Genomic DNA, 21,796 nt, shown 5'->3' on the forward strand with positions numbered 1-21,796 from the left:
TATGCTCAATCAAGAACTGGAACTCAGTCTCAACATGGCTTTCGCCAGAGCGCGTGAGCACAGACACGAGTTTATGACCGTGGAGCACCTGTTGCTGGCGTTACTCAGCAACCCTGCCGCGCGAGAAGCGCTAGAGGCATGTACGGTGGATCTGGCCGCGTTACGCCAGGAGCTGGAAGCCTTTATTGAACAAACCACGCCGACGCTGCCCGCCAGCGAAGAAGAGCGCGACACTCAGCCGACGCTCAGCTTCCAGCGCGTACTGCAGCGTGCGGTATTCCATGTGCAATCTTCCGGCCGCAGCGAAGTCAGCGGCGCCAACGTGCTGGTAGCGATTTTCAGCGAGCAGGAGTCGCAGGCGGCTTACCTGCTGCGCAAACACGACGTCAGCCGTCTCGACGTAGTGAACTTCATTTCACATGGCACACGTAAAGACGAGCCGGGCCAAGCGCCGAATGCGGAAAACCCGGTGAATGAAGAGCAGTCCGGAGGGGAAGACCGTATGGAAAACTTCACCACCAACCTCAACCAGTTGGCACGGGTAGGCGGCATCGATCCTTTGATTGGCCGTGACCCTGAGCTTGAGCGTGCTATTCAGGTACTGTGCCGTCGTCGCAAAAACAACCCGCTGCTGGTGGGGGAATCCGGCGTCGGTAAAACGGCGATTGCCGAAGGCCTGGCCTGGCGCATTGTGCAGGGCGACGTTCCGGAAGTGATGGCGGACTGCACGCTGTATTCATTGGATATCGGGTCATTGCTGGCCGGTACCAAATACCGTGGCGACTTCGAAAAACGGTTTAAAGCGCTGCTGAAACAGTTGGAACAGGATAAGAACAGCATTCTGTTTATCGATGAGATCCACACCATCATCGGCGCCGGTGCAGCTTCCGGTGGGCAGGTAGACGCCGCCAACCTGATTAAACCGCTGCTCTCCAGCGGCAAGATCCGGGTTATCGGTTCCACTACTTACCAGGAATTCAGCAACATTTTTGAAAAAGACCGTGCGCTGGCTCGTCGCTTCCAGAAAATCGACATTACCGAGCCGACGCCGGAAGAGACCATTCAGATCATCAACGGCCTGAAGACCAAGTACGAAGCGCACCACGACGTGCGTTATACCGCCAAAGCGGTGCGTGCGGCGGTTGAGCTGTCGGTGAAATACATCAACGACCGTCATTTGCCGGACAAGGCTATCGACGTGATTGACGAGGCGGGCGCCCGCAGCCGGTTAATGCCGGTAAGCAAACGCAAGAAAACCGTCAACGTGGCCGACATCGAATCTGTGGTGGCGCGTATTGCGCGTATCCCGGAGAAAACCGTGTCGGCGAGCGATCGCGACGTACTGAGAAGTCTGGGCGATCGTCTGAAAATGCTGGTATTCGGGCAGGATCAGGCGATTGAAGCGCTGACTGAAGCGATCAAGATGAGCCGTGCTGGTTTGGGGCACGATCGCAAGCCGGTCGGTTCCTTCCTGTTTGCCGGGCCAACCGGCGTCGGGAAAACCGAGGTGACGGTGCAGCTGGCGAAGGCGATGGATATTCAGCTGCTGCGTTTTGATATGTCCGAGTATATGGAACGTCATACCGTCAGCCGTCTGATTGGCGCGCCTCCGGGCTACGTCGGTTACGATCAGGGCGGTCTGCTGACCGACGCGGTGCTCAAGCATCCGCACTCGGTGGTGCTGCTGGATGAAATCGAGAAGGCGCATCCGGACGTGTTCAACCTGTTATTGCAGGTTATGGACAACGGTACCCTGACCGATAACAACGGCCGCAAAGCGGACTTCCGCAACGTGATCCTGGTGATGACTACTAACGCCGGGGTACGTGAAACCGAACGTAAATCGATTGGTCTGGTGCAGCAGGACAACAGCACCGATGCGATGGAAGAGATCAAGAAAGTGTTCACGCCGGAATTCCGTAACCGTCTGGACAACATTCTTTGGTTCAACCATCTGTCGACCGAGGTGATCCAGCAGGTTGTCGATAAGTTTATCGTCGAACTGCAGGCGCAGCTGGATGCGAAGGGCGTGTCGTTGGAAGTGAGCGATGAAGCGCGTGACTGGCTGTCGGTGAAAGGCTATGACCGTGCAATGGGCGCTCGTCCGATGGCGCGTGTGATGCAGGAAAACCTGAAGAAACCGCTGGCCAATGAATTGCTGTTTGGTTCACTGGTGGACGGCGGCTCGGTGAAAGTCGAGCTGGACAAGGACAATCAGAAACTGACTTACCACTTCCTCAGCGCGTCGATGCGTAAAGCGGATGAAGGTGCGGTGCACTAAGGCCGGGTCAGATAAAGAAAAAGCGATGCTTCGGCATCGCTTTTTTTATGGGTGAATTTCACCACAACAGAAATGATTGAGCCCTCTCAGTTTACCTGCGCTCTCGCAACTCGATGTTGAACGTTGCTACGGGGGTAAACGGAAAGGGCTCCGGAGGCATTACATCCTCGGTGCCGCCATCGGCTGGCGACGAGTGAGCCGATTAACGGCTACGGAAGACAATGCGGCCTTTGCTCAGGTCGTACGGGGTCAGCTCTACAGTGACTTTGTCGCCCGTCAGGATGCGGATGTAGTTCTTACGCATTTTACCGGAGATATGTGCGGTTACCACGTGCCCGTTTTCCAATTCAACGCGGAACATGGTGTTCGGCAGCGTATCAAGAACGGTGCCCTGCATTTCAATATTGTCTTCTTTGGCCATCGAATCCTCTAGGTCTAACTACCTTAGTTTTTAACCGGCAAGATAATGCCGAAAAACCCACATTATGTAAAGAAGTGTCGGCGAACATTGCACCGTTTCCGCAAAATTAGTTTGTTGGGGAGGGTGGTTCAACCTGCTGTGGGGGTAACACTTGCGGTGCCCAACACTCTGGCGCTAATGGCTTGCGTTGAAGTTGGCTGAGCTGCTGCAAAAATTGTCTTCGGGGGATCTCTTTCGCTCCCAGCGTGGCAGTGTGAGCGTTAAGCACCTGACAGTCAATCAATTCTCCGCCATAAGCGGCAAAATGACGGCAAAAAGCCATCAAAGCGCATTTGGACGCGTTGGGGGTACGGCTAAACATCGATTCGCCGCAGAACAGGGCGCCCTGAGCCACGCCGTACATGCCCCCCACCAGCTTGTCATCCTGCCACACCTCTATCGAATGGGCGAAACCGAGGCGGTGCAGGTGCAGATAAGCGCGCTGCACCTCCGGGCCAATCCAGGTGCCTTCGTCCGGCCGATCGGCGCAGGCGGCGATCACCGCCGCAAAGTCGTGATTCAGCGTGATGCGAAAGGGGTTACTGCGCAAAAAGCGTTTCAGACTGCGGCTGATATGGCGTTCGGCAGGGAACAGCACTGCCCGTGGGTCGGGCGACCACCACAAAATGGCTTCCCCGGGGGAAAACCAGGGAAAAATGCCCCGTTCATAGGCGGCAAGCAGGCGAGGTGCCGTCAGGTCACCGCCGATAGCCAGCAAACCGTTAGGATCGCGCAGTGCGCCCTCAGGAGAGGGGAACACCAGCGACTGCGATGACAGCTTAACAATGCGCATATAAGGTCTCAGCGTCCTCTACAGGCCCTTTTACAGCGGTATACCGCTGATACGTTGACGGAACTGGGCATAACGCCCCTGCTGACGCATCAGGTTGAGGTGATCGCCTTGCTCAACGATGCGTCCACCGTCCATCACGCAAATTCGGTCAAGGTGTTCCAACCCATACAGACGGTGGGTCACCAGGATCAGCGTTTTTCCCTGGCAATGTCGGCGCAGCAGCGCCAGGATCTGCTGTTCAGTTTCGGCGTCCAGACCTTCGGTCGGCTCATCGAGCAACAACAGCGGCGCCTGATGCAGCAATGCGCGAGCAATGCCCAGACGGCGCTGCTCGCCGCCGGAAAGCTGTCGGCCGCCGTCTCCCAGCCAGGCGTTGAGCCCCTCGTTTTCCAGCAGCTTGTCCAAACCGACCTGCTGCAACACTTCGCGCAATTGTTCATCGGCCGCCGTTGGGGCGGCGATGCGCAAGTTTTCGCGCAGCGTATCGCTAAAGATGTGCACTCGCTGACTGACGACGGTGGTCATCTGACGCAGCGTGGTTTCATCGTAAGCAGCCAAGGGATGGCCGTTGAGCAGCATCTGCCCGCTGTCGGCGTTCCAGGCGCGGGTGAGCAACTGCAGCAGGGTCGATTTACCGCACCCGGTGCGGCCGAGCAATGCAATATGTTCACCGGCGGTAATCTCCAGCGTGACGTCCTGCAACACCGGCTGCGGCTGGCCGGGATAGGTAAAGGTGACCTGTTGCAGACTTAGCATGGCACCGTTTTCGGCAGTTGGGCCATCGGCAGGGAAGGTCACTTCCGGTTGTCGATCGATGACCTGCTTCACCCGCGTGGCGGAAGCTATCACCTGTCCCAGATGCTGGAAGGCGCCGGCTACCGGCATCAAGGCTTCAAACGAAGCCAGGGCGGCAAACACGAACAACGCAATCAGCGCGCCGGGTTGGCTGTCGCCACCGATACCGGCAGCGGTGAGCCACAACATCAACGTCACGGTCAGGCCGCTGGCCAGGATCATCAAAGCCTGTGCCATGCCGCCCAACGAAGCTTGCTGCCACTGACGGCGCTGCCACTGTTTTTCAGTGGCATCCAGAGCCGCGCGGAAGTGATCCACGGCACCGAATACCACCAGCTCAGCCTGGCCTTGAAGCCAGGCGGTCAGATCGGTACGGTACTGGCCGCGCAGGGCGGTCAACTGGCCGCCAATCGGCTTGCCGGCACCATAAAATACCGGCGGCACCAGCAGCAACAGCAACAGCAGGATACCGCCCAGCGTCAGGGCCAGTGAAACGTCTAGCCAGCTCAGGCCGTAAGTCACCACGACAATTACCACGGCGGCGCTGACCAGCGGTGAAATTACCCGCAGATACAGATGATCCAGCGTATCGACATCCGCCACCAGTCGATTCAGCAGATCGGCCTGTCGGAAGCGGGCAATGCCTCCCGGCGACAGCGGCAGGATCTTTTTAAAGGTGAAGACCCGCAGATGAGACAGCACGCGGAAGGTGGCGTCGTGGCTGACGACCCGTTCGGCATAGCGCCCGGCGGTGCGGAAAATGGCGGCACCACGCACGCCGGCCGCCGGCAGCATGTAGTTGAAGGTAAACAGGCCCGCCAGCCCGGCCAGGGCGGAGGCGGCGAGGAACCAACCGGACAGAGCCAGCAGGCCGATACTGGCCAGTAGCGTAATGATGGCCAGCAGAATGCCCAGACAAATCAGCAGGCTGTGACGACGGTACAGCGCCAGGAACGGCAGCAAAACGCGCATGATTATAGATCCCCGCGGCGGTGAGCGATCAGGTTGGCAAACAGGCCCGGTTGGGCGCTCAGCGTGGCGTAATCACCTTGCTGGACGATGTGTCCGCCTTCCATTACCCAAATCTGGTCGTAATCTTCGGTATCTTCCAACTGGTGAGTCACCAGCAGCGTGGTTTGTTGATGCGAAGCCGCATTCAGCGCCTGCATGACTTGCCGCTCGCTGTGGGCGTCGAGACTTGCGGCCGGTTCATCCAACAGCAACAAACGGCGCGGGCTGATTAACGCTCGAGCGACTGCCACACGTTGCGCTTGCCCGACGGACAGGCGCGCGGCGTTATCGCCGACTTCGGTATCCAGACCCAGCGGCAGATACGGCAGGATCTCGCCGACATAGGCGTCCTCCACAGCCTGTTGCAGTTGGGCTTCGCTGGCCTGCGGATTGCCCAACAGTATGTTGGCACGCAGCGTTTGCGCCGGTAGATGCGGATTTTGTCCTACCCAGCCGAGTTGCTGGCGCCAGCCTTCGGCGGCCAGTTCGCGCAGTTCGATACCATTAATCCGCAGCGAACCGCGATAGGGTAAAAACCCGAGCAGCAGGTTCAGCAACGAACTTTTCCCGGCACCACTTAACCCGACCAAGGCAATGCGCTGGTTGGCGGGCAGAGTGAAGCTCAGCGGCCCGGCCAGCAGCACGCCATTGGGCGACAGGATCTCCAGATCCTGCGCTTGCAGCTCCAGCGGTGCATCGGCATCCAGGATTTGTGTGCCATTGCCCATTTGTTCGCCCTCGGCGCTGAGAAAGGTTTCCAGCGCTTCGGCGGCACCCACGGCTTGCGCCTTGGCGTGGTAGAAAGTCCCCAGGTCGCGCAACGGCTGGAAGAACTCCGGTGACAGGATCAGCACCAGGAAGCCGGCAAACAGCGTGACGCCGGTGCCATAACTGCCGAAATTAAGTTCGCCAAGGAACGAGAAGCCAAAATAGACCGCCACCACGGCGATAGAAATGGAGGCAAAGAACTCCAGCACCGCCGATGACAGGAAAGCCAGACGGAGTACCTCCATGGTGCGGCTACGGAAGTCTTCAGACGATTTGGCAATCTGCTCGGTTTCCGCCTGCGCCCGATTGAATAAGCGCAGCGTGTCTAACCCCCGCAGGCGGTCGAGGAAGTTACCACTCAGCCGTGCCAGCGCCACGAAGTTGCGTCGGTTGGCATCGGCGGCACCCATGCCGACCAGCGCCATAAACATGGGGATCAGCGGCGCGGTGGTCAACAGAATCAGACCGGCGGCCCAGTTGATCGGGAATACGGTGATCAGGATCAGCAGCGGGATAAACACCGCCAGATACATCTGCGGTAAATAACGGGAATAGTAGTCCTGCATATCCTCGATCTGTTCGACGATGATGCTGGCCCAAGTGCCGGCCGGTTTTCCCTGGATCCAGGCGGGGCCGAGTTGTTGCAGTTTATCCAGCACCTGCTGACGCATGCGCTGGCGGATCACTTGTCCGCAGATAAAGCCGACGCGTTCACGCAGCCAACTCAGCACGGCCCGCAGTGCGAAGGTGGCAGCCAACCAGATAAACGACGGAATCAACTGTTCACGTGGCGCCTGTTCGATAATCAGGGCGTGGAGCAGGGCGGCCAACAGCCATGCCTGAGCGACAATAAGCATGCCGCTGATTAGCCCCAACAACATGGAAAGGCGCAACCAACGCTGCGCCAAGGTGCTCTGAGTTTTGAGCCAACGGGTTAATTGCTGCTGTCTGGTTTTTTTCATCAGATATGAGTCTGCGTCGCCGGTGCCTATTGTTACAGGCAAGGTTAACGTACTGTTAAAAAAAGTGTTTGCCCCAACCTGAAGCGAACAAGTGAAGGCCAATGTTACCTCTTCACCCGGCAGACTGAAAATAATAAAGCGGTCAAATATCGCTATAACAGACCGCGACAGCAGGATTAGGGCACCGCTTGACTGGCTGCTTCCGCCGCCAGGGCGGTTTGCACGGATCTGCGCTGGCTAATCAGCGACATATAACGGGTTATCGATGGCCAGCATTTTAGGTCGATGGAAAACTGATCCATCCAGCGCAGTACGGTAAACAGATAGGCATCCGCGACGCTGAAAGTTTCTCCCAATAGAAACGCCGGTTCGTCCAGCGTCTGAGCAACAAAATCGAGGCGGCGTCGCAGCTTGTCGCGAAACAGCATTTTGACCTCTTCCGCCAGGGTTGAGTTGAACAGCGGGCTGGATCCCGCGTGGATCTCGCAGGTAATGAAGTTCAGCCACTCCTGCAAGCGCACCCGTTCGAAGGTCGAGTTTGGTGGGGCCAGCCCGGCCTCAGGGCGCATATCCGCCAGATACTGCACGATGGCAGTGCCTTCGGTGATCACCTGTCCGTCGTCCAGCATCAGCGCGGCGACGTAACCTTTGGGATTAACCCGATAAAAGTCTCCGCCGTCGGCGCTGCGCTTGGTGCGGTTATTGACGCGGATCAGTTCGAACGGCAAATCCAATTCCCGCAGCACGATATGTGGCGAGAGGGAGCAGGTATCGGGCGCAAAATAGAGTTTCATCGACATATTCCTGAGGCAAAAAGCGACATCGCTTGGCCGTCAGAATGCCGTCGGCGCCGCCGACAGAAAAATTAGAATCTCAGAAACCCGGTATCAGCTCAGCTACTGATGGGCAACGGCAAATGATCCTGTAGAAAGTGCAACAGAGTTTGTACTGGCGCGGAGCTTGCACCGGCGAATGAACAAACCAGGCCAAAATGGCGATAAAGTGGCGCGCTCAGCGGCAGGGCGCAAATGCCTGGCGTATCGGCCGGTATCACCGATGCGGGCACCAGCGATACGCCGATCCCTTCACGTACCAGCGTCAGCGCGGTGTTCCAGTCACTGACGGTGACGCGGACATCCGTCAGCGCCAAACCTGCCTGCTGCGCCAGCAACTGAGCATTGAGCTGGCAACCTCCGGTAGCCAAGACAAACGGCTGTTTGACCAGTTCATTGAAATCTATCGGCTGGCGGTTTCTGGCAAGCTTATGATCAGTGGCCGTCACGGTAAGCCATAGGTCTTTTCCCAGCGGGTGGCTTTGCCGTTCCGGTTTCGGATTCAACACTATGCCCACGTCGGCAGCTTCCAATGCCAGCCAGTTTTCGACCTCCAGATCGGTACCTTCCAACTGCACCAGTTCAATGGCGGGAAAGCGGCGGTGAAATTTGCGTAGCAACGGGGGTAACAACAGCGCAAATGCTGAAGGGAAACTGGCAAGGCGTATTTTGCCGGCGTGCGAGCTTTGCGCCTGCTGCGCGCAGTGTTGGATTGCATTGAGTTCGGCCAGCATGGTGCGGGCATGGCTGACAATCTGTTCACCACTTTGCGTTAGCGCAACGCTGTGCGGCAGCCGAACCAACAACGGAGTGTTCAACGCCTCTTCCAACTGAGCGATAGCCTGACTGGCGCCAGACTGTGTCATGCCGCATTGACTTGCCGCCAGGGTGATCTTGCCGCTGTCGGCTACGGCAACCAACAGACGCCAGTGGAGAAGATTCTGCATCGAAGACCCGCCTGATGGTGTTTGAGATACAAAAAAAAGCGGCTAATAAATAGCCGCTTTTCAGGATGACAGTCTGTGCCGTTACAGAACTTCTGCGTCGGCAATACCGTCCAGATAACGCTCTGCGTCCAGCGCAGCCATACAACCGGTTCCGGCGGAAGTGATCGCCTGGCGGTAGATGTGGTCCATCACGTCGCCAGCGGCGAATACGCCCGGAATGGTGGTTTGGGTGGCATTGCCGTGAATGCCGGACTGCACCTTGATATAGCCGTTTTCCAGCTCCAACTGGCCACCGAAAATGCTGGTGTTCGGGCTGTGGCCGATGGCGATAAACACGCCGGCCAGCGCCAGTTCACGCGTTTCATTTTCCGCTTTAGTGCTGCGAATGCGTACGCCGGTAACGCCCATTTCGTCACCCAGCACTTCGTCCAGAGTGTGGTCGGTGTGCAGCACGATATTGCCGTTTTTCACTTTCTCCATCAGCCGGTTGATCAGGATCTTCTCTGAACGGAAGCTGTCGCGACGGTGGATCAGGTGAACTTCGGCCGCGATATTGGACAGATACAGCGCTTCTTCTACCGCCGTATTGCCACCGCCTACAACGGCGACTTTCTGATTACGGTAGAAGAAACCGTCGCAGGTAGCGCAGGCGGAAACGCCTTTGCCTTTGAAGGCTTCTTCTGTCGGCAGGCCAAGATAGCGGGCTGATGCGCCGGTGGCGATAATCAGCGCGTCACAGGTGTATTCGCCACTGTCGCCAAACAGGCGGAATGGACGGTTCTGCAGATCAACGCTGGTGATATGGTCAAACACGATCTCGGTCTGGAATTTTTCTGCATGCTCACGCATACGCTCCATCAGCGCCGGACCGGTCAGGTCTTCGGCATCACCCGGCCAGTTTTCCACTTCGGTGGTGGTGGTCAGCTGACCCCCTTGTTCCATACCGGTAATCAGCACCGGGCTCAGGTTGGCGCGCGCTGCGTAAACCGCGGCGGTGTAGCCAGCCGGGCCGGAGCCCAGAATCAATAATTTGCTGTGTTTAGCCGTGCCCATGAATAACCTCTTTTCCCACAATGGCGGACAATGGATTCGATTGTAGGGAAAATGCGGCATTAAAAAAAGCGTCAGGGGATGTTGTTAACGATTTGTTTGATAGTCATTGCCTATTAATTATTGTTTTGCTGCTTAAGCGAGCGCAAAACGCAGCAATTTAACTTATGGAAGCCGCTTGCGGGCGTTTGGCACTCAAACGGCCGGAAACAGCACATTAAGCGGGTTTAAGTGCCTTGCCCACGGCGTTTTTAAGCCAGCGATTCATAACTAAAAACGGGGTGCTAACTTTTCATGACGGTACGTTCTTCTGATTTTGCTTCTTTTACTTTGACAATCCGCTGCGCATTTGCGAAAACATCATAGGAAGAAGAAATTATCCTCCCACCTGCAGTAAATCGTACGTATTTGCGGCGTTGGCGCAGGATTTTGCGCCGTTGCCGGATCTGCGTGCGGCAGGGGAGGAACATCGCGCAAGCGGATGGCACCTTTCTTCTTGCTTAAAACACCTTGTGCAGAGTTTGACAGACAGGCTGCACAGCGGTGAATGATGGTAGTGAAGCATATGACAGGCATCGGGTCTTCGCTTGGAACGAGCCCTTACACATTGACGTTGGCTAGGGTGTGGCAAGTGCAGGGAAGAAAATAAGAGAGACAATAATAATGGCAGACAATAAGAAACGCCCGGGTAAAGATCTCGATCGTATCGACCGCAACATCCTCAACGAACTGCAAAAGGATGGGCGTATTTCGAACGTTGAACTTTCGAAGCGCGTGGGGTTATCCCCAACCCCATGTTTAGAACGCGTGCGCCGCCTCGAGCGCCAGGGTTTTATTCATGGTTATACCGCGTTGCTCAACCCGCATTATCTGGATGCGTCCCTGTTGGTCTTCGTGGAAATCACGCTGAACCGCGGTGCGCCGGATGTGTTTGAGCAATTCAACTCAGCAGTTCAGAAGCTTGAAGAAATTCAGGAGTGTCATCTGGTGTCCGGTGATTTCGACTATCTGTTGAAAACCCGCGTGCCGGATATGTCCGCTTACCGTAAGTTGCTTGGTGAAACCTTGCTGCGTCTGCCGGGGGTTAACGACACCCGTACGTACGTGGTAATGGAAGAAGTGAAACAGAGCAACCGTCTGGTTATCAAAACACGGTAGGGTGCAGGTGCAAAACCTGATTAAATTGGTTACACTCCTGTTTATCCATACAGTTTCAGCGCCGGGGAAGCTTCTCGGCGCTGTTGCTATGTCAGCTAACAGGAACCTGGAGAGCCTTTCTTGAGCCAGGAATATACAGAAGATAAAGAAGTTACCTTGAGAAAACTCAGCAGCGGTCGCCGTTTGCTCGAAGCTGTGTTGATTGTGGTAGCCATATTTGCCATTTACCTCATGGCTGCCTTGGTCAGTTTCAATCCCTCTGACCCAAGCTGGTCGCAGACCGCGTGGCATGAGCCTATTCATAATCTGGGCGGTGGCGTCGGGGCCTGGTTGGCCGACACGCTGTTCTTCACCTTCGGGGTACTCGCCTATGCGATACCGCCGATCATGCTGGTGTTGTGCTGGGCGGCTTATCGTCAGCGCGGCAGCGGCGAATACATCGATTATTTTGCGCTTTCACTGCGCCTGATCGGCACATTGGCGCTGGTGCTCACTTCGTGTGGCCTGGCGGCTCTGAACGTCGACGATCTCTATTACTTTGCCTCCGGCGGCGTTATCGGCAGTTTGCTGAGCAACGCCATGCTCCCCTGGTTCAACGGCATTGGCGCAACCTTGGCGCTGCTTTGCGTTTGGGCGGCGGGCCTTACGCTGTTTACCGGCTGGTCATGGCTGGTGATTGCCGAGAGGATCGGCGGCGTGGTGCTGGGGACGGCCACCTTTATGACCAACCGTTCGCGCCGTGACGATCGTTATCACGATGATGACGACCGTTACGTCGAAGATCAGCCAGAATCGGCAGAGAAAGGGGCAGCGCTTGCTGCGGCCTCGACGGCGGCTGCGGCCAACGCGGCGGAAGACGACGTCTTGTTCTCAGCGCCTTCGGTGACGGAAACCGCCAAAATTGCGGCGGAAGAGGCTGAGGATCCATTGCTCAGCGGCCTGCGGGCGAATGACGACGAAGATGCCGATGTCGCGCCTGTCGCGCCAGCGGTGGCTCGTGAACCTGTTACCGCAGCCCCGGTTGTGGCACAGGCGCCGTCGGTTACGGTAGCTCCAACGGCTCCGGCCTCGGTGAACCAGAGTCCGATGAGTACGCCAGCGGAAAACAGTGCTCCACCGCTGTATTCATTTGAAATTCCTGAAGAGACGCCGACGCCGAAGGTAACGCGTCCGGCCGATCCTTACCAGGATGATGACGAACCGCGTATGGGGAACTGGGACGCACCGGCAGCATCACCGTCGCACGATCGTTCTCCGTTTGATTTCTCCGCCGCTCAACGCGATAGCGCTGACGTCAGTGCTCCGGCCGGTTTCAGTGCCGGTGAGCCTGCAGTGCCCTCGTTCGGCAGCGTGAAACCTCAGGCGCAGGCTGCAGCAACGGCAGCTGCCGGCGCTGTTGCCGCCAATACCTTTATGCCGGCCTTTACGGCCACCAGCGACGCTAACTCGCAGGTCAAACAAGGCCTGGGGCCTGAGTTGCCGCGTCCGAATCCGGTGCGCATCCCAACCCGGCGTGAACTGGCTTCTTACGGCATCAAGCTGCCTTCGCAGCGAATGGCCGAACAGGAACAGCGTAACCGTGGGGACGACGAGCCATTGCCGAATGCCAATGCTCTTCCGTCAGATCAAGACGATGAAGCTTTGCAGGAAGCGGCGCTGCGTCAGGCGTTTGCCGAGCAGCAAAACCAACGTTATGGCGAGGAGTACGCGCAGGATAACCAGGATGATGAGGCTGCTCTGCAAGAGGCCGAACTGCGTCAGGCGTTTGCCGAACAGCAGAATCAGCGCTATGGGCAGCAAGAGGCTGCGCCTTCGGTACAGCCAACTACGCCAGTAGATACTCGTAATGCGTTCGGCTTCTCGCCGATGGATGATTTGGTTGACGATGGCCCGGTTGAGCCACTGTTCACCCTGTCGCCACAGCTTGAAGATCGCATTGAGCAACAAAGCGAACGCGAGGATGATGTGCCTTTCGGCCAGTTTGAGCCAGCCGCGCCGGCTTATGCGCCGCCAACGCAACCTCAGACTCCGCCGGCGCAAGCTTATCAGCCCGCTCAACCTGCTTATCAGCAACCGGCAGCGCAACAGCAACCACCGGCCTATCAGCAGCCTGTAGCGCAACCGGCGCCGACGGCCCCGCAGCAGCCGGCAATGGACAGCCTGATCCACCCGTTCCTGATGCGCAACGATATGCCGTTGCAAAAACCGACCACGCCTCTACCGACGCTTGATCTGCTGACCGAAGCGCCGAAAGAGGTTGAGCCGGTGGATTCCTTCGCGTTGGAACAGAAGGCGCGTTTGGTCGAAGCCAGCCTGGCCGATTATCGGGTAAAAGCCGACGTGGTAGACATTTTACCAGGCCCGGTCATTACCCGTTTTGAACTGGATCTGGCGCCGGGCGTTAAAGCAGCGCGTATTTCCAACCTGTCGCGTGACCTGGCGCGTTCACTGTCAACTTCCGCGGTGCGTGTGGTTGAAGTGATCCCCGGCAAGCCCTACGTCGGCCTGGAGTTGCCTAACGTTAAACGTCAGACGGTCTATCTGCGAGAAGTGCTGGATTGCCCGGCATTTCGCGATAATCCATCGCCGTTGGCGATCGTTCTGGGTAAAGACATCTCCGGCGAACCGGTGGTGGCCGACTTGGCTAAAATGCCGCACCTGCTGGTGGCGGGGACCACCGGCTCCGGTAAATCGGTTGGGGTCAATGCCATGATCCTGAGCATTCTGTATAAGGCCACGCCGAAAGAAGTGCGCTTTATCATGATTGACCCGAAAATGCTGGAGCTGTCGGTCTATGAAGGTATTCCGCACCTGCTGACGGACGTGGTTACCGACATGAAAGACGCCGCCAATGCCTTGCGTTGGTGCGTCGCCGAGATGGAGCGTCGCTACAAGCTGATGTCTGCGCTCGGCGTGCGTAACCTGGCAGGTTACAACGAACGTGTCGATCAGGCCGAGGCGATGGGACGTCCAATCCCGGATCCGTTCTGGAAACCGACCGACAGCATGGACATCACGCCGCCGGTTCTGGAGAAAGAGCCTTACATCGTAGTGATGGTCGACGAGTTCGCTGACCTGATCATGACGGTTGGTAAAAAGGTTGAGGAGCTGATTGCTCGTCTGGCGCAGAAAGCGCGTGCGGCGGGTATCCACCTGGTGCTGGCAACACAGCGTCCTTCGGTGGATGTGATCACCGGCCTGATCAAGGCCAACATCCCGACCCGTATCGCCTTTACCGTGTCGAGCAAGATTGACTCGCGCACTATCCTCGATCAGGGCGGTGCTGAATCGCTGCTGGGGATGGGCGACATGTTGTATCTGGCCCCTAACTCCTCCATTCCGGTCCGTGTACATGGTGCATTTGTGCGCGATCAGGAAGTGCATGCGGTAGTTAAGGATTGGAAAGCGCGTGAGCGACCTCAATATAAAGAGGGTATCCTCAACGGCGGTGACGACGGTGAGGGTGGTGCTGGCGGCGGTCTGGAAGGTGATGAAGAGCTGGATCCGCTGTTTGACCAGGCGGTGGAGTTTGTGGTGGATAAACGCCGCGCCTCCATTTCCGGCGTACAGCGTCAGTTCCGTATCGGCTATAACCGCGCCGCGCGCATCATCGAACAGATGGAAGCGCAGGGCATCGTCAGCGAGCAGGGGCACAACGGCAACCGCGAGGTGCTGGCACCGCCACGGCATGACTGACGAAGCTTTAGTCGTTGTTATTTAATAATAAAGGGCCGCTTAGCGGCCCTTGTGCAAAGAAGCGTAAACCCTCGGCTTCTCAGAACATTGACCTATCTGCCTGCGGATAGCTTCGGGTAGAGTAAGGGTGTTAAGGGTTAATTTGACCCGCACGGCACCGCCTTGCGGTAAACGCATTTCATAAGGTATCTGGAATAATGAAAAAACTGTTAGTTGCCTGTTGTCTGCTTTCGGGATTCGCTTCCACCTCTGTGCTGGCCGACGCTGCGCAGGATTTGCAAAGTCGCCTGGCGAAAGTGAACAGTTTCCACGCCAGCTTCGCCCAGACCGTGACCAGCAGCGATGGTGCTGCGGTACAGCAGGGGGAAGGTGAACTCTGGGTGAAACGTCCGAACCTGTTTAATTGGCATATGACCTCGCCGGACGAGAGCGTGCTGGTGTCGGATGGCCAAACCTTATGGTTCTACAATCCTTTTGTTGAGCAAGTCACCGCGACCTGGTTGAAAAATGCGACCGGCAATACGCCATTTATGCTGATTACCCGCAATAACGCCAACGACTGGAAACAGTACAACGTTAAACAGAAAGGTGATGATTTTGAGCTGACGCCAAAATCCAGCAGCGGCAACCTGAAGCAGTTCGCCATTACCGTGACCAACAGCGGCACCATCCGCAGTTTTGCTGCGGTTGAGCAGGATGGTCAGCGCAGTTCTTACGCGCTGAAAAGTCAGCAGAACGTTGCTGCTGATGCCAGCAAATTCAAATTTACCCCGCCGAAGGGGGTGACGCTGGACGACCAGCGCCAGTGAGGTCCGCGTGAGTAACATGTCGCTCGATTTTTCCCAGAATGAGTTCCAGCCATTGGCCGCGCGGATGCGGCCAACCACGCTGGCGCAATACATCGGCCAGCAACACCTGCTGGCTGCCGGTAAGCCTTTGCCGCGCGCCATCGAGGCGGGGCAACTGCATTCGATGATTCTGTGGGGGCCGCCCGGCACCGGGAAAACGACGCTGGCGGAGCTGATCGGCCGCTACGGCCAGGCGGACGTCGAGCGAATTTCCGCCGTGACATCGGGCATCAAAGAAATCCGTGAGGCGATTGAGCGGGCACGACAGAATCGTGACGCCGGTCGTCGCACCATTTTGTTTGTCGATGAAGTACACCGTTTCAACAAAAGCCAGCAGGATGCCTTTCTGCCGCATATTGAAGACGGCACCATTACCTTTATCGGCGCGACAACCGAAAACCCGTCCTTTGAGCTTAACTCGGCGCTGTTGTCCCGCGCCCGCGTGTATTTGCTGAAAGCGTTGACGGCAGAAGATATCAGCCAGGTGCTTGATCAGGCGATGCAGGACAACAGCCGGGGGTTTGGCGGCCAGAATATCGAGCTGCCGGAAGAGACTCGCCGCATGCTGTCGGAACTGGTGGGCGGCGATGCGCGCCGGGCGTTGAACAGCCTGGAGATGATGGCGGACATGGCGGAGATCGACGCTAAAGGCATTCGCGTGCTGACGCCGGAATTACTGAAAGAAGTCTCCGGCGAACGCAGCGCGCGCTTCGACAATAAAGGCGATCGTTTTTACGATCTTATTTCGGCGCTGCATAAATCGGTGCGAGGTTCCGCCCCGGATGCTGCGCTGTACTGGTATGCGCGCATTATTACCGCCGGAGGCGATCCGCTGTATGTGGCGCGCCGGCTGCTGGCCATTGCTTCGGAAGATGTCGGCAATGCCGATCCGCGCGGTATGCAGGTGGCGATAGCCGCCTGGGACTGCTTTACACGCGTTGGTCCGGCCGAAGGTGAACGTGCGATTGCTCAAGCGATCGTTTACCTGGCCTGCGCGCCAAAAAGTAATGCCGTTTATACCGCCTTCAAAGCGGCGATGCGCGATGCTAAAGAGCGGGCGGATTATGATGTGCCCGAACATCTGCGCAATGCGCCAACCAAGCTGATGAAGGAAATGGGGCTGGGTGCAGAGTACCGTTACGCTCATGACGAACCCAATGCCTATGCCGCCGGTGAGGACTATTTCCCGGCCGAAATGGCCAGGACGCGTTACTATCATCCAACCTCACGCGGGCTGGAAGGTAAAATCGGCGAAAAGCTGGCATGGCTGGCTGAGCAGGATCAAAATAGCCAGACAAAACGCTACCGCTAGCGTTGCCGTTGCGGTAAGGTTAGCGGGTACCACTCTTCCTTTATGCGGCTTTTAAACAGCCGCATAAAACAACAAATTTTCTTTCAATAACAATAAGCACAGGATTAGCATGCTCGATCCCAATCTGCTGCGTAATGAGCTAGACGCAGTCGCCGTCAAACTGGCTCGCCGAGGCTTTAAACTCGATCTGGATCTGCTGCGTTCTCAAGAAGAGCGTCGCAAAGTTCTGCAGGTAGAAACTGAAATGCTGCAGGCAGAACGTAACTCCCGATCGAAATCCATCGGCGCGGCTAAAGCGCGCGGGGAAGACATTGAGCCGCTGCGTCGCGAAGTCAACGAGCTGGGTGACAAGCTGGATATTGCCAAGGCCGCTCTGGATCAGCTGCAGACTGAAATCCGCGATTATGCGTTGGCGATCCCGAACCTGCCGGATGATGCAGTGCCGGATGGCAAAGACGACAGCGATAACCAGGAAGTCAGCCGCTGGGGTGAGCCGCGCCAGTATGATTTCCAGGTACGCGACCATGTGGATCTGGGCGAAATGGCCGGTGGTCTGGACTTCGCCGCCGCCGTAAAACTGACCGGTTCACGCTTTGTGGTGATGAAAGGGCAAATCGCCCGCATGCACCGTGCGTTATCCCAGTTCATGCTGGATCTGCATACCGAACAGCACGGCTACCAGGAAACCTACGTGCCTTACCTGGTTAACCACGCCACGTTGTACGGTACCGGCCAGTTGCCGAAGTTTGGTGAAGATCTGTTCCACACCAAACCGCTGGAAGAGGAATCCGACAGCAGCAACTACGCGCTGATCCCAACTGCAGAAGTGCCGTTGACCAACCTGGTACGCGACGAGATCCTGGAAGAAGAATCACTGCCGCTGAAGATGACCGCGCATACGCCATGTTTCCGTGCCGAAGCCGGTTCTTATGGTCGCGATACCCGCGGTTTGATCCGCATGCACCAGTTCGACAAGGTCGAGATGGTGCAAATCGTCCGTCCGGAAGACTCTATGGCTACGCTGGAAGAGCTGACCGGTCATGCGGAGAAAGTGCTGCAGCTGCTGAACCTGCCGTACCGTAAAATGTTGCTGTGTACCGGCGACATGGGGGCAGGCTCATGCAAGACCTACGATCTGGAAGTGTGGCTGCCGGCGCAGAACACTTACCGTGAAATCTCATCTTGTTCCAACATGTGGGATTACCAGGCACGCCGCATGCAGGCTCGCTGCCGTAGCAAAACCGAGAAGAAGCCGCGCCTGGTGCATACGCTGAACGGTTCTGGTCTGGCAGTCGGTCGTACACTGGTTGCCGTGCTGGAAAACTACCAGCTGGCCGATGGCCGTGTTCAGGTGCCGGAAGTATTACGTCCGTATATGGGCGGCCTGGAATATATCGGCTAACGTATTGCCAGTTCTATGAAAAGCGCCTGCGGGCGCTTTTTTTATAAGAAAATTATTATCCTTTTGTTCGAAAGGACTTTTTCTTTCATCTCCTTCCCCCGCTTTATTGATAGCAGACAAAGTTCACTACCCACTTCTGAGTAATATCCCTTTATAGAGGAGGGTTTTTACTCAAGCTCATCAGCAGACATCAGTTCTGTCTCCTCTGCTCGCCGCCTTGAGTCAAAGGCATGACGTTTATCAATACCAGGGTAAAACGTGGAGTGAGTTATGTCGGAAAACAAAGAAAACAGCCAAGTGTCTGCAGGCGTCAGCCGTCGCGCCTTGGTAAAGTCCGGTGGTATCGTCGGGCTGGCTATGGCCGTGGGGGGTATAGCCCTACCGTTTAGTCGCCGCGCATTGGCGGATTCAATCAGCGAAGGTGTGCAAAAAACCGCGCAGGATAAAGTGGTTTGGGGGGCTTGCTCGGTCAACTGCGGCAGCCGCTGCGCCTTGCGTTTGCACGTGCGTGATAACGAAGTCTATTGGGTCGAAACCGATAACACCGGGCTGGACGCATATGGCGACCACCAGGTTCGGGCCTGTTTGCGTGGCCGTTCTATTCGCCGCCGCATGAATCATCCCGATCGTCTGAATTACCCGATGAAACGCGTTGGCAAGCGGGGTGAAGGCAAGTTCAAGCGCATCAGTTGGGAAGAAGCTTTTGATAGCATTGCCGACAACCTAAAACGCATCGTCGAACAGTACGGTAACGAAGCAGTATATATCAATTACACCTCGGGCATCGTCGGCGGCAATATTACCCGTTCGTCACCGAATGCGTCGCTGGTCGCTCGGCTGATGAACTGCTATGGCGGTTACCTCAGCCAGTATGGCACCTACAGCACAGCGCAAATCGCCTGCGCCATGCCCTATACCTATGGCAGCAACGAAGGCAACAGCACGTCTGACATCGAAAACAGCAAGCTGGTGGTGATGTTCGGTAACAACCCGGCGGAAACGCGGATGAGCGGCGGCGGCATTACCTATTATCTGGAGCAGGCGCGTGAACGTTCTCATGCGCGCATGATCGTTATCGATCCGCGTTATACCGATACGGCCGCCGGACGTGAGGACGAATGGATCCCTATTCGTCCCGGCACGGATGCGGCATTGGTTGCCGGGCTGGCGCATGTATTGATCAGTGAACAGTTGGTCGACCAACCGTTTCTGGATCGGTATTGCATCGGCTATGACGAAAAAACCTTGCCAGCCGATGCGCCGGTAAATGGGCATTATAAGGCTTACATTCTTGGGCAAGGTGAAGACGGCGTTGAAAAAACGCCGCAGTGGGCAGCGAAAATTACCGGCATTCCGGCCGAACGTATTATCAAACTGGCGCGGGAAATAGGCACGGCGAAACCAGCCTACATCTGCCAGGGCTGGGGGCCACAGCGACAGGCCAATGGCGAACTGACCTCGCGTGCAATCGCCATGCTGCCTATCCTGACCGGCAATGTTGGCATCAATGGCGGCAACAGCGGGGCGCGTGAATCAACCTACACCATTACCATTGAGCGGATGCCGGTATTGGCAAACCCGGTCAAAGCGCAAATCTCCTGTTTTAGCTGGACCGATGCCATAGTGCGCGGCCCGGAAATGACCGCCAAACGCGACGGGGTACGTGGGCAGGACAAACTGAATGTGCCGATCAAGTTCATCTGGAACTATGCCGGCAACACCATCACCAACCAGCATTCCGACATCAACAAAACCCACGATATTTTGCAGGATGAATCCCAGTGCGAAATGATCGTGGTGCTCGAAAACTTTATGACCTCGTCGGCCAAATATGCCGACATTTTACTGCCGGATCTGATGACCGTCGAACAGGAAGACATTATTCCCAACGACTATGCCGGCAACATGGGGTACCTGATCTTTATCCAGCCTGCAACCCCCGCCAAATTTGAACGCAAGGGCATCTATGAGGTGCTGAGTGAAGTGGCGCGTCGGCTGGGGCCTGAGGTGCATCAGAAGTTCACCGAAGGGCGCACTCAGGCACAGTGGTTGCAACATTTGTACGTCAAAATGCAAGACAGGGATCCGCTGCTGCCGGGTTATGAAGAGTTGCGCAGTATGGGGATTTATAAGCGTAAAGATCCCAATGGGCATTTTGTCGCCTACAAAAAATTTCGCCAGGATCCCGAAGCGAATCCATTAAAAACGCCGTCCGGCAAGATAGAAATCTATTCCTCCAGGCTGGCTGAGATCGCCGACAGCTGGCAGTTGGAAAAAGATGAAACCATCAGCCCGTTGCCAATTTACGCCTCTACTTTTGAAGGTTGGGACGATCCTCTGCGCAACACCTACCCATTGCAAATGTTTGGCTTCCATTGCAAGGCCCGTACCCACTCGACCTACGGCAACATCGATGTGTTGCAGGCGGCCTGTCGTCAGGAGGTGTGGATCAACCCACTGGACGCCCAGTCGCGCGGCATTATCGGCGGCGACAAGGTGCGGGTATTTAATGGGCGTGGCGAAGTGCGTGTCGAAGCCAAAGTGACGCCGCGGATCATGCCTGGCGTTGTCGCGATGGGGCAGGGAGCCTGGCATCAGGCCGATATGCGCGGTGACCGTGTCGACCATGGTGCCTGTATGAATACCCTGACCACCCACCGGCCTTCGCCGTTGGCCAAGGGTAATCCGCAGCATACCAACCTGATTCAAATCGAAAAGGTATAACCCTGCGTACTTGAAGCCGCATCTTTGTTGGCCGCCTGCGCTTACCCCAGTCACGTACTACCTGTACGCATCCTGGGGATGCGCTTAGTTGCCGCCGCGATGCAACTCCAACTACCTCGGGTGTAAGGGAGGACCAAATGACTCAGCAATATGGATTCTTTATCGATTCAAGTCGTTGCACTGGCTGCAAAACCTGCGAACTGGCTTGCAAAGACTATAAAAATTTGACGCCGGACGTCAGTTTCCGCCGCATCTATGAATATGCCGGAGGAGATTGGTTCCAGGATGGCGACGGCTGGCAACAAAACGTGTTCGCCTATTATCTGTCGATTGCCTGCAACCACTGTGAAGATCCCGCCTGCACCAAAGTGTGTCCGACCGGCGCGATGCACAAGCGGGAAGACGGCTTTGTAGTGGTGAATGAAAAGGTGTGTATCGGCTGTCGCTACTGCCATATGGCCTGCCCATACGGCGCACCTCAGTACAATTCAACCAAGGGCCACATGACCAAGTGCGATGGCTGTTATAAGCGGGTAGCCGAAGGCCATAAACCTATCTGCGTGGAATCTTGTCCACTGCGGGCCCTGGATTTTGGCCCGATTGAGCAACTGCGGCAGCAGCATGGTTCTCTGGCGCAGGTGGCCCCCCTTGCCGGCGGCGCATTTTACCCGACCGTGCCTGGTGGTAAAACCCAATGCCAACAGCCGCCCAAGTGGCGACACCACTGGCTATTTGGCCAATCCAAAGGAGGTTTGA

Annotated in this window: 14 protein-coding genes and 1 pseudogene; 8 read left to right on the top strand and 7 right to left on the bottom strand. The window is 56.6% G+C overall.

Going from position 1 to position 21,796, the window contains the following annotated elements:
- Position 1: 1 nt before the first annotated feature.
- Positions 2–2,281: an ATP-dependent Clp protease ATP-binding subunit ClpA gene (gene clpA / locus M495_RS07855; protein WP_020826106.1), complete on the top strand. Its 2,280-nt coding sequence runs from the start codon at positions 2–4 to the stop codon at positions 2,279–2,281.
- 202 nt (positions 2,282–2,483) lie between these two features.
- Here clpA and infA read toward each other — a convergent pair whose 3' ends face one another.
- The 7 genes from infA to trxB all read right to left on the bottom strand — a co-directional run bounded on the left by infA (position 2,484) and on the right by trxB (position 9,903).
- Complete coding sequence (infA, locus tag M495_RS07860; protein ID WP_002211347.1) at positions 2,484–2,702, bottom strand: translation initiation factor IF-1; 219 nt, start codon at positions 2,700–2,702, stop codon at positions 2,484–2,486.
- A gap of 106 nt (positions 2,703–2,808) precedes the next feature.
- A complete protein-coding gene (gene aat / locus M495_RS07865; RefSeq protein WP_020826107.1) occupies positions 2,809–3,534 on the bottom strand; it encodes a leucyl/phenylalanyl-tRNA--protein transferase in 726 nt (241 codons plus the stop codon).
- Between the two features lie 30 nt (positions 3,535–3,564).
- Entirely contained in the window at positions 3,565–5,301 is a 1,737-nt protein-coding gene (cydC, locus tag M495_RS07870) for a heme ABC transporter ATP-binding protein/permease CydC (protein WP_020826108.1), read from the bottom strand.
- 2 nt (positions 5,302–5,303) lie between these two features.
- Positions 5,304–7,070, bottom strand: a complete 1,767-nt coding sequence (cydD, locus tag M495_RS07875; protein WP_020826109.1) for a heme ABC transporter permease/ATP-binding protein CydD — start codon at positions 7,068–7,070, stop codon at positions 5,304–5,306.
- Between the two features lie 176 nt (positions 7,071–7,246).
- Positions 7,247–7,864 (bottom strand): glutathione transferase GstA, encoded by a 618-nt coding sequence (gene gstA / locus M495_RS07880; protein ID WP_020826110.1) that lies wholly within the window; start codon positions 7,862–7,864, stop codon positions 7,247–7,249.
- A gap of 98 nt (positions 7,865–7,962) precedes the next feature.
- The gene (locus M495_RS07885) at positions 7,963–8,850 is read right to left on the bottom strand and encodes a LysR family transcriptional regulator (RefSeq protein WP_020826111.1); all 888 of its coding nucleotides are present in this window, start codon (positions 8,848–8,850) and stop codon (positions 7,963–7,965) included.
- An 81-nt stretch (positions 8,851–8,931) separates the two neighbouring features.
- Entirely contained in the window at positions 8,932–9,903 is a 972-nt protein-coding gene (gene trxB, locus M495_RS07890) for a thioredoxin-disulfide reductase (RefSeq protein WP_020826112.1), read from the bottom strand.
- Between the two features lie 660 nt (positions 9,904–10,563).
- On the opposite strand from trxB, the gene lrp reads away from it, so the two are divergent.
- The 7 genes and pseudogenes from lrp to M495_RS07925 all read left to right on the top strand — a co-directional run bounded on the left by lrp (position 10,564) and on the right by M495_RS07925 (position 21,796).
- On the top strand, positions 10,564–11,058 hold the full coding sequence (lrp, locus tag M495_RS07895; protein WP_004928318.1) for a leucine-responsive transcriptional regulator Lrp: 495 nt from the start codon (positions 10,564–10,566) through the stop codon (positions 11,056–11,058).
- A gap of 120 nt (positions 11,059–11,178) precedes the next feature.
- Positions 11,179–14,754, top strand: a complete 3,576-nt coding sequence (locus M495_RS07900) for a DNA translocase FtsK 4TM domain-containing protein (protein ID WP_020826113.1) — start codon at positions 11,179–11,181, stop codon at positions 14,752–14,754.
- Positions 14,755–14,951: 197 nt separating this feature from the next.
- Entirely contained in the window at positions 14,952–15,563 is a 612-nt protein-coding gene (gene lolA / locus M495_RS07905; protein ID WP_020826114.1) for an outer membrane lipoprotein chaperone LolA, read from the top strand.
- Between the two features lie 7 nt (positions 15,564–15,570).
- Entirely contained in the window at positions 15,571–16,914 is a 1,344-nt protein-coding gene (locus M495_RS07910; protein ID WP_041414384.1) for a replication-associated recombination protein A, read from the top strand.
- A gap of 109 nt (positions 16,915–17,023) precedes the next feature.
- Complete coding sequence (serS, locus tag M495_RS07915; protein ID WP_020826116.1) at positions 17,024–18,316, top strand: serine--tRNA ligase; 1,293 nt, start codon at positions 17,024–17,026, stop codon at positions 18,314–18,316.
- A 270-nt stretch (positions 18,317–18,586) separates the two neighbouring features.
- Positions 18,587–21,040 carry a selenate/tellurate reductase subunit YnfE gene (gene ynfE / locus M495_RS07920; RefSeq protein ID WP_020826117.1) on the top strand — a complete coding sequence of 818 codons (2,454 nt, stop codon included), beginning with the start codon at positions 18,587–18,589 and terminating at the stop codon, positions 21,038–21,040.
- 137 nt (positions 21,041–21,177) lie between these two features.
- Positions 21,178–21,796 (top strand): annotated as a pseudogene (locus tag M495_RS07925) (DMSO/selenate family reductase complex B subunit).

The organism is Serratia liquefaciens ATCC 27592 (assembly GCF_000422085.1).
Classification (GTDB): domain Bacteria; phylum Pseudomonadota; class Gammaproteobacteria; order Enterobacterales; family Enterobacteriaceae; genus Serratia; species Serratia liquefaciens.

What these genes read in the sequence shown, in the direction of transcription:
- clpA (WP_020826106.1), top strand. Translation starts at nt 2, where the DNA reads ATGCTCAATCAAGAACTGGAACTCAGTCTCAACATGGCTTTCGCCAGA.
- infA (WP_002211347.1), bottom strand. Translation starts at nt 2,702, where the DNA reads ATGGCCAAAGAAGACAATATTGAAATGCAGGGCACCGTTCTTGATACG.
- aat (WP_020826107.1), bottom strand. Translation starts at nt 3,534, where the DNA reads ATGCGCATTGTTAAGCTGTCATCGCAGTCGCTGGTGTTCCCCTCTCCT.
- cydC (WP_020826108.1), bottom strand. Translation starts at nt 5,301, where the DNA reads ATGCGCGTTTTGCTGCCGTTCCTGGCGCTGTACCGTCGTCACAGCCTG.
- cydD (WP_020826109.1), bottom strand. Translation starts at nt 7,070, where the DNA reads ATGAAAAAAACCAGACAGCAGCAATTAACCCGTTGGCTCAAAACTCAG.
- gstA (WP_020826110.1), bottom strand. Translation starts at nt 7,864, where the DNA reads ATGAAACTCTATTTTGCGCCCGATACCTGCTCCCTCTCGCCACATATC.
- M495_RS07885 (WP_020826111.1), bottom strand. Translation starts at nt 8,850, where the DNA reads ATGCAGAATCTTCTCCACTGGCGTCTGTTGGTTGCCGTAGCCGACAGC.
- trxB (WP_020826112.1), bottom strand. Translation starts at nt 9,903, where the DNA reads ATGGGCACGGCTAAACACAGCAAATTATTGATTCTGGGCTCCGGCCCG.
- lrp (WP_004928318.1), top strand. Translation starts at nt 10,564, where the DNA reads ATGGCAGACAATAAGAAACGCCCGGGTAAAGATCTCGATCGTATCGAC.
- lolA (WP_020826114.1), top strand. Translation starts at nt 14,952, where the DNA reads ATGAAAAAACTGTTAGTTGCCTGTTGTCTGCTTTCGGGATTCGCTTCC.
- serS (WP_020826116.1), top strand. Translation starts at nt 17,024, where the DNA reads ATGCTCGATCCCAATCTGCTGCGTAATGAGCTAGACGCAGTCGCCGTC.
- ynfE (WP_020826117.1), top strand. Translation starts at nt 18,587, where the DNA reads ATGTCGGAAAACAAAGAAAACAGCCAAGTGTCTGCAGGCGTCAGCCGT.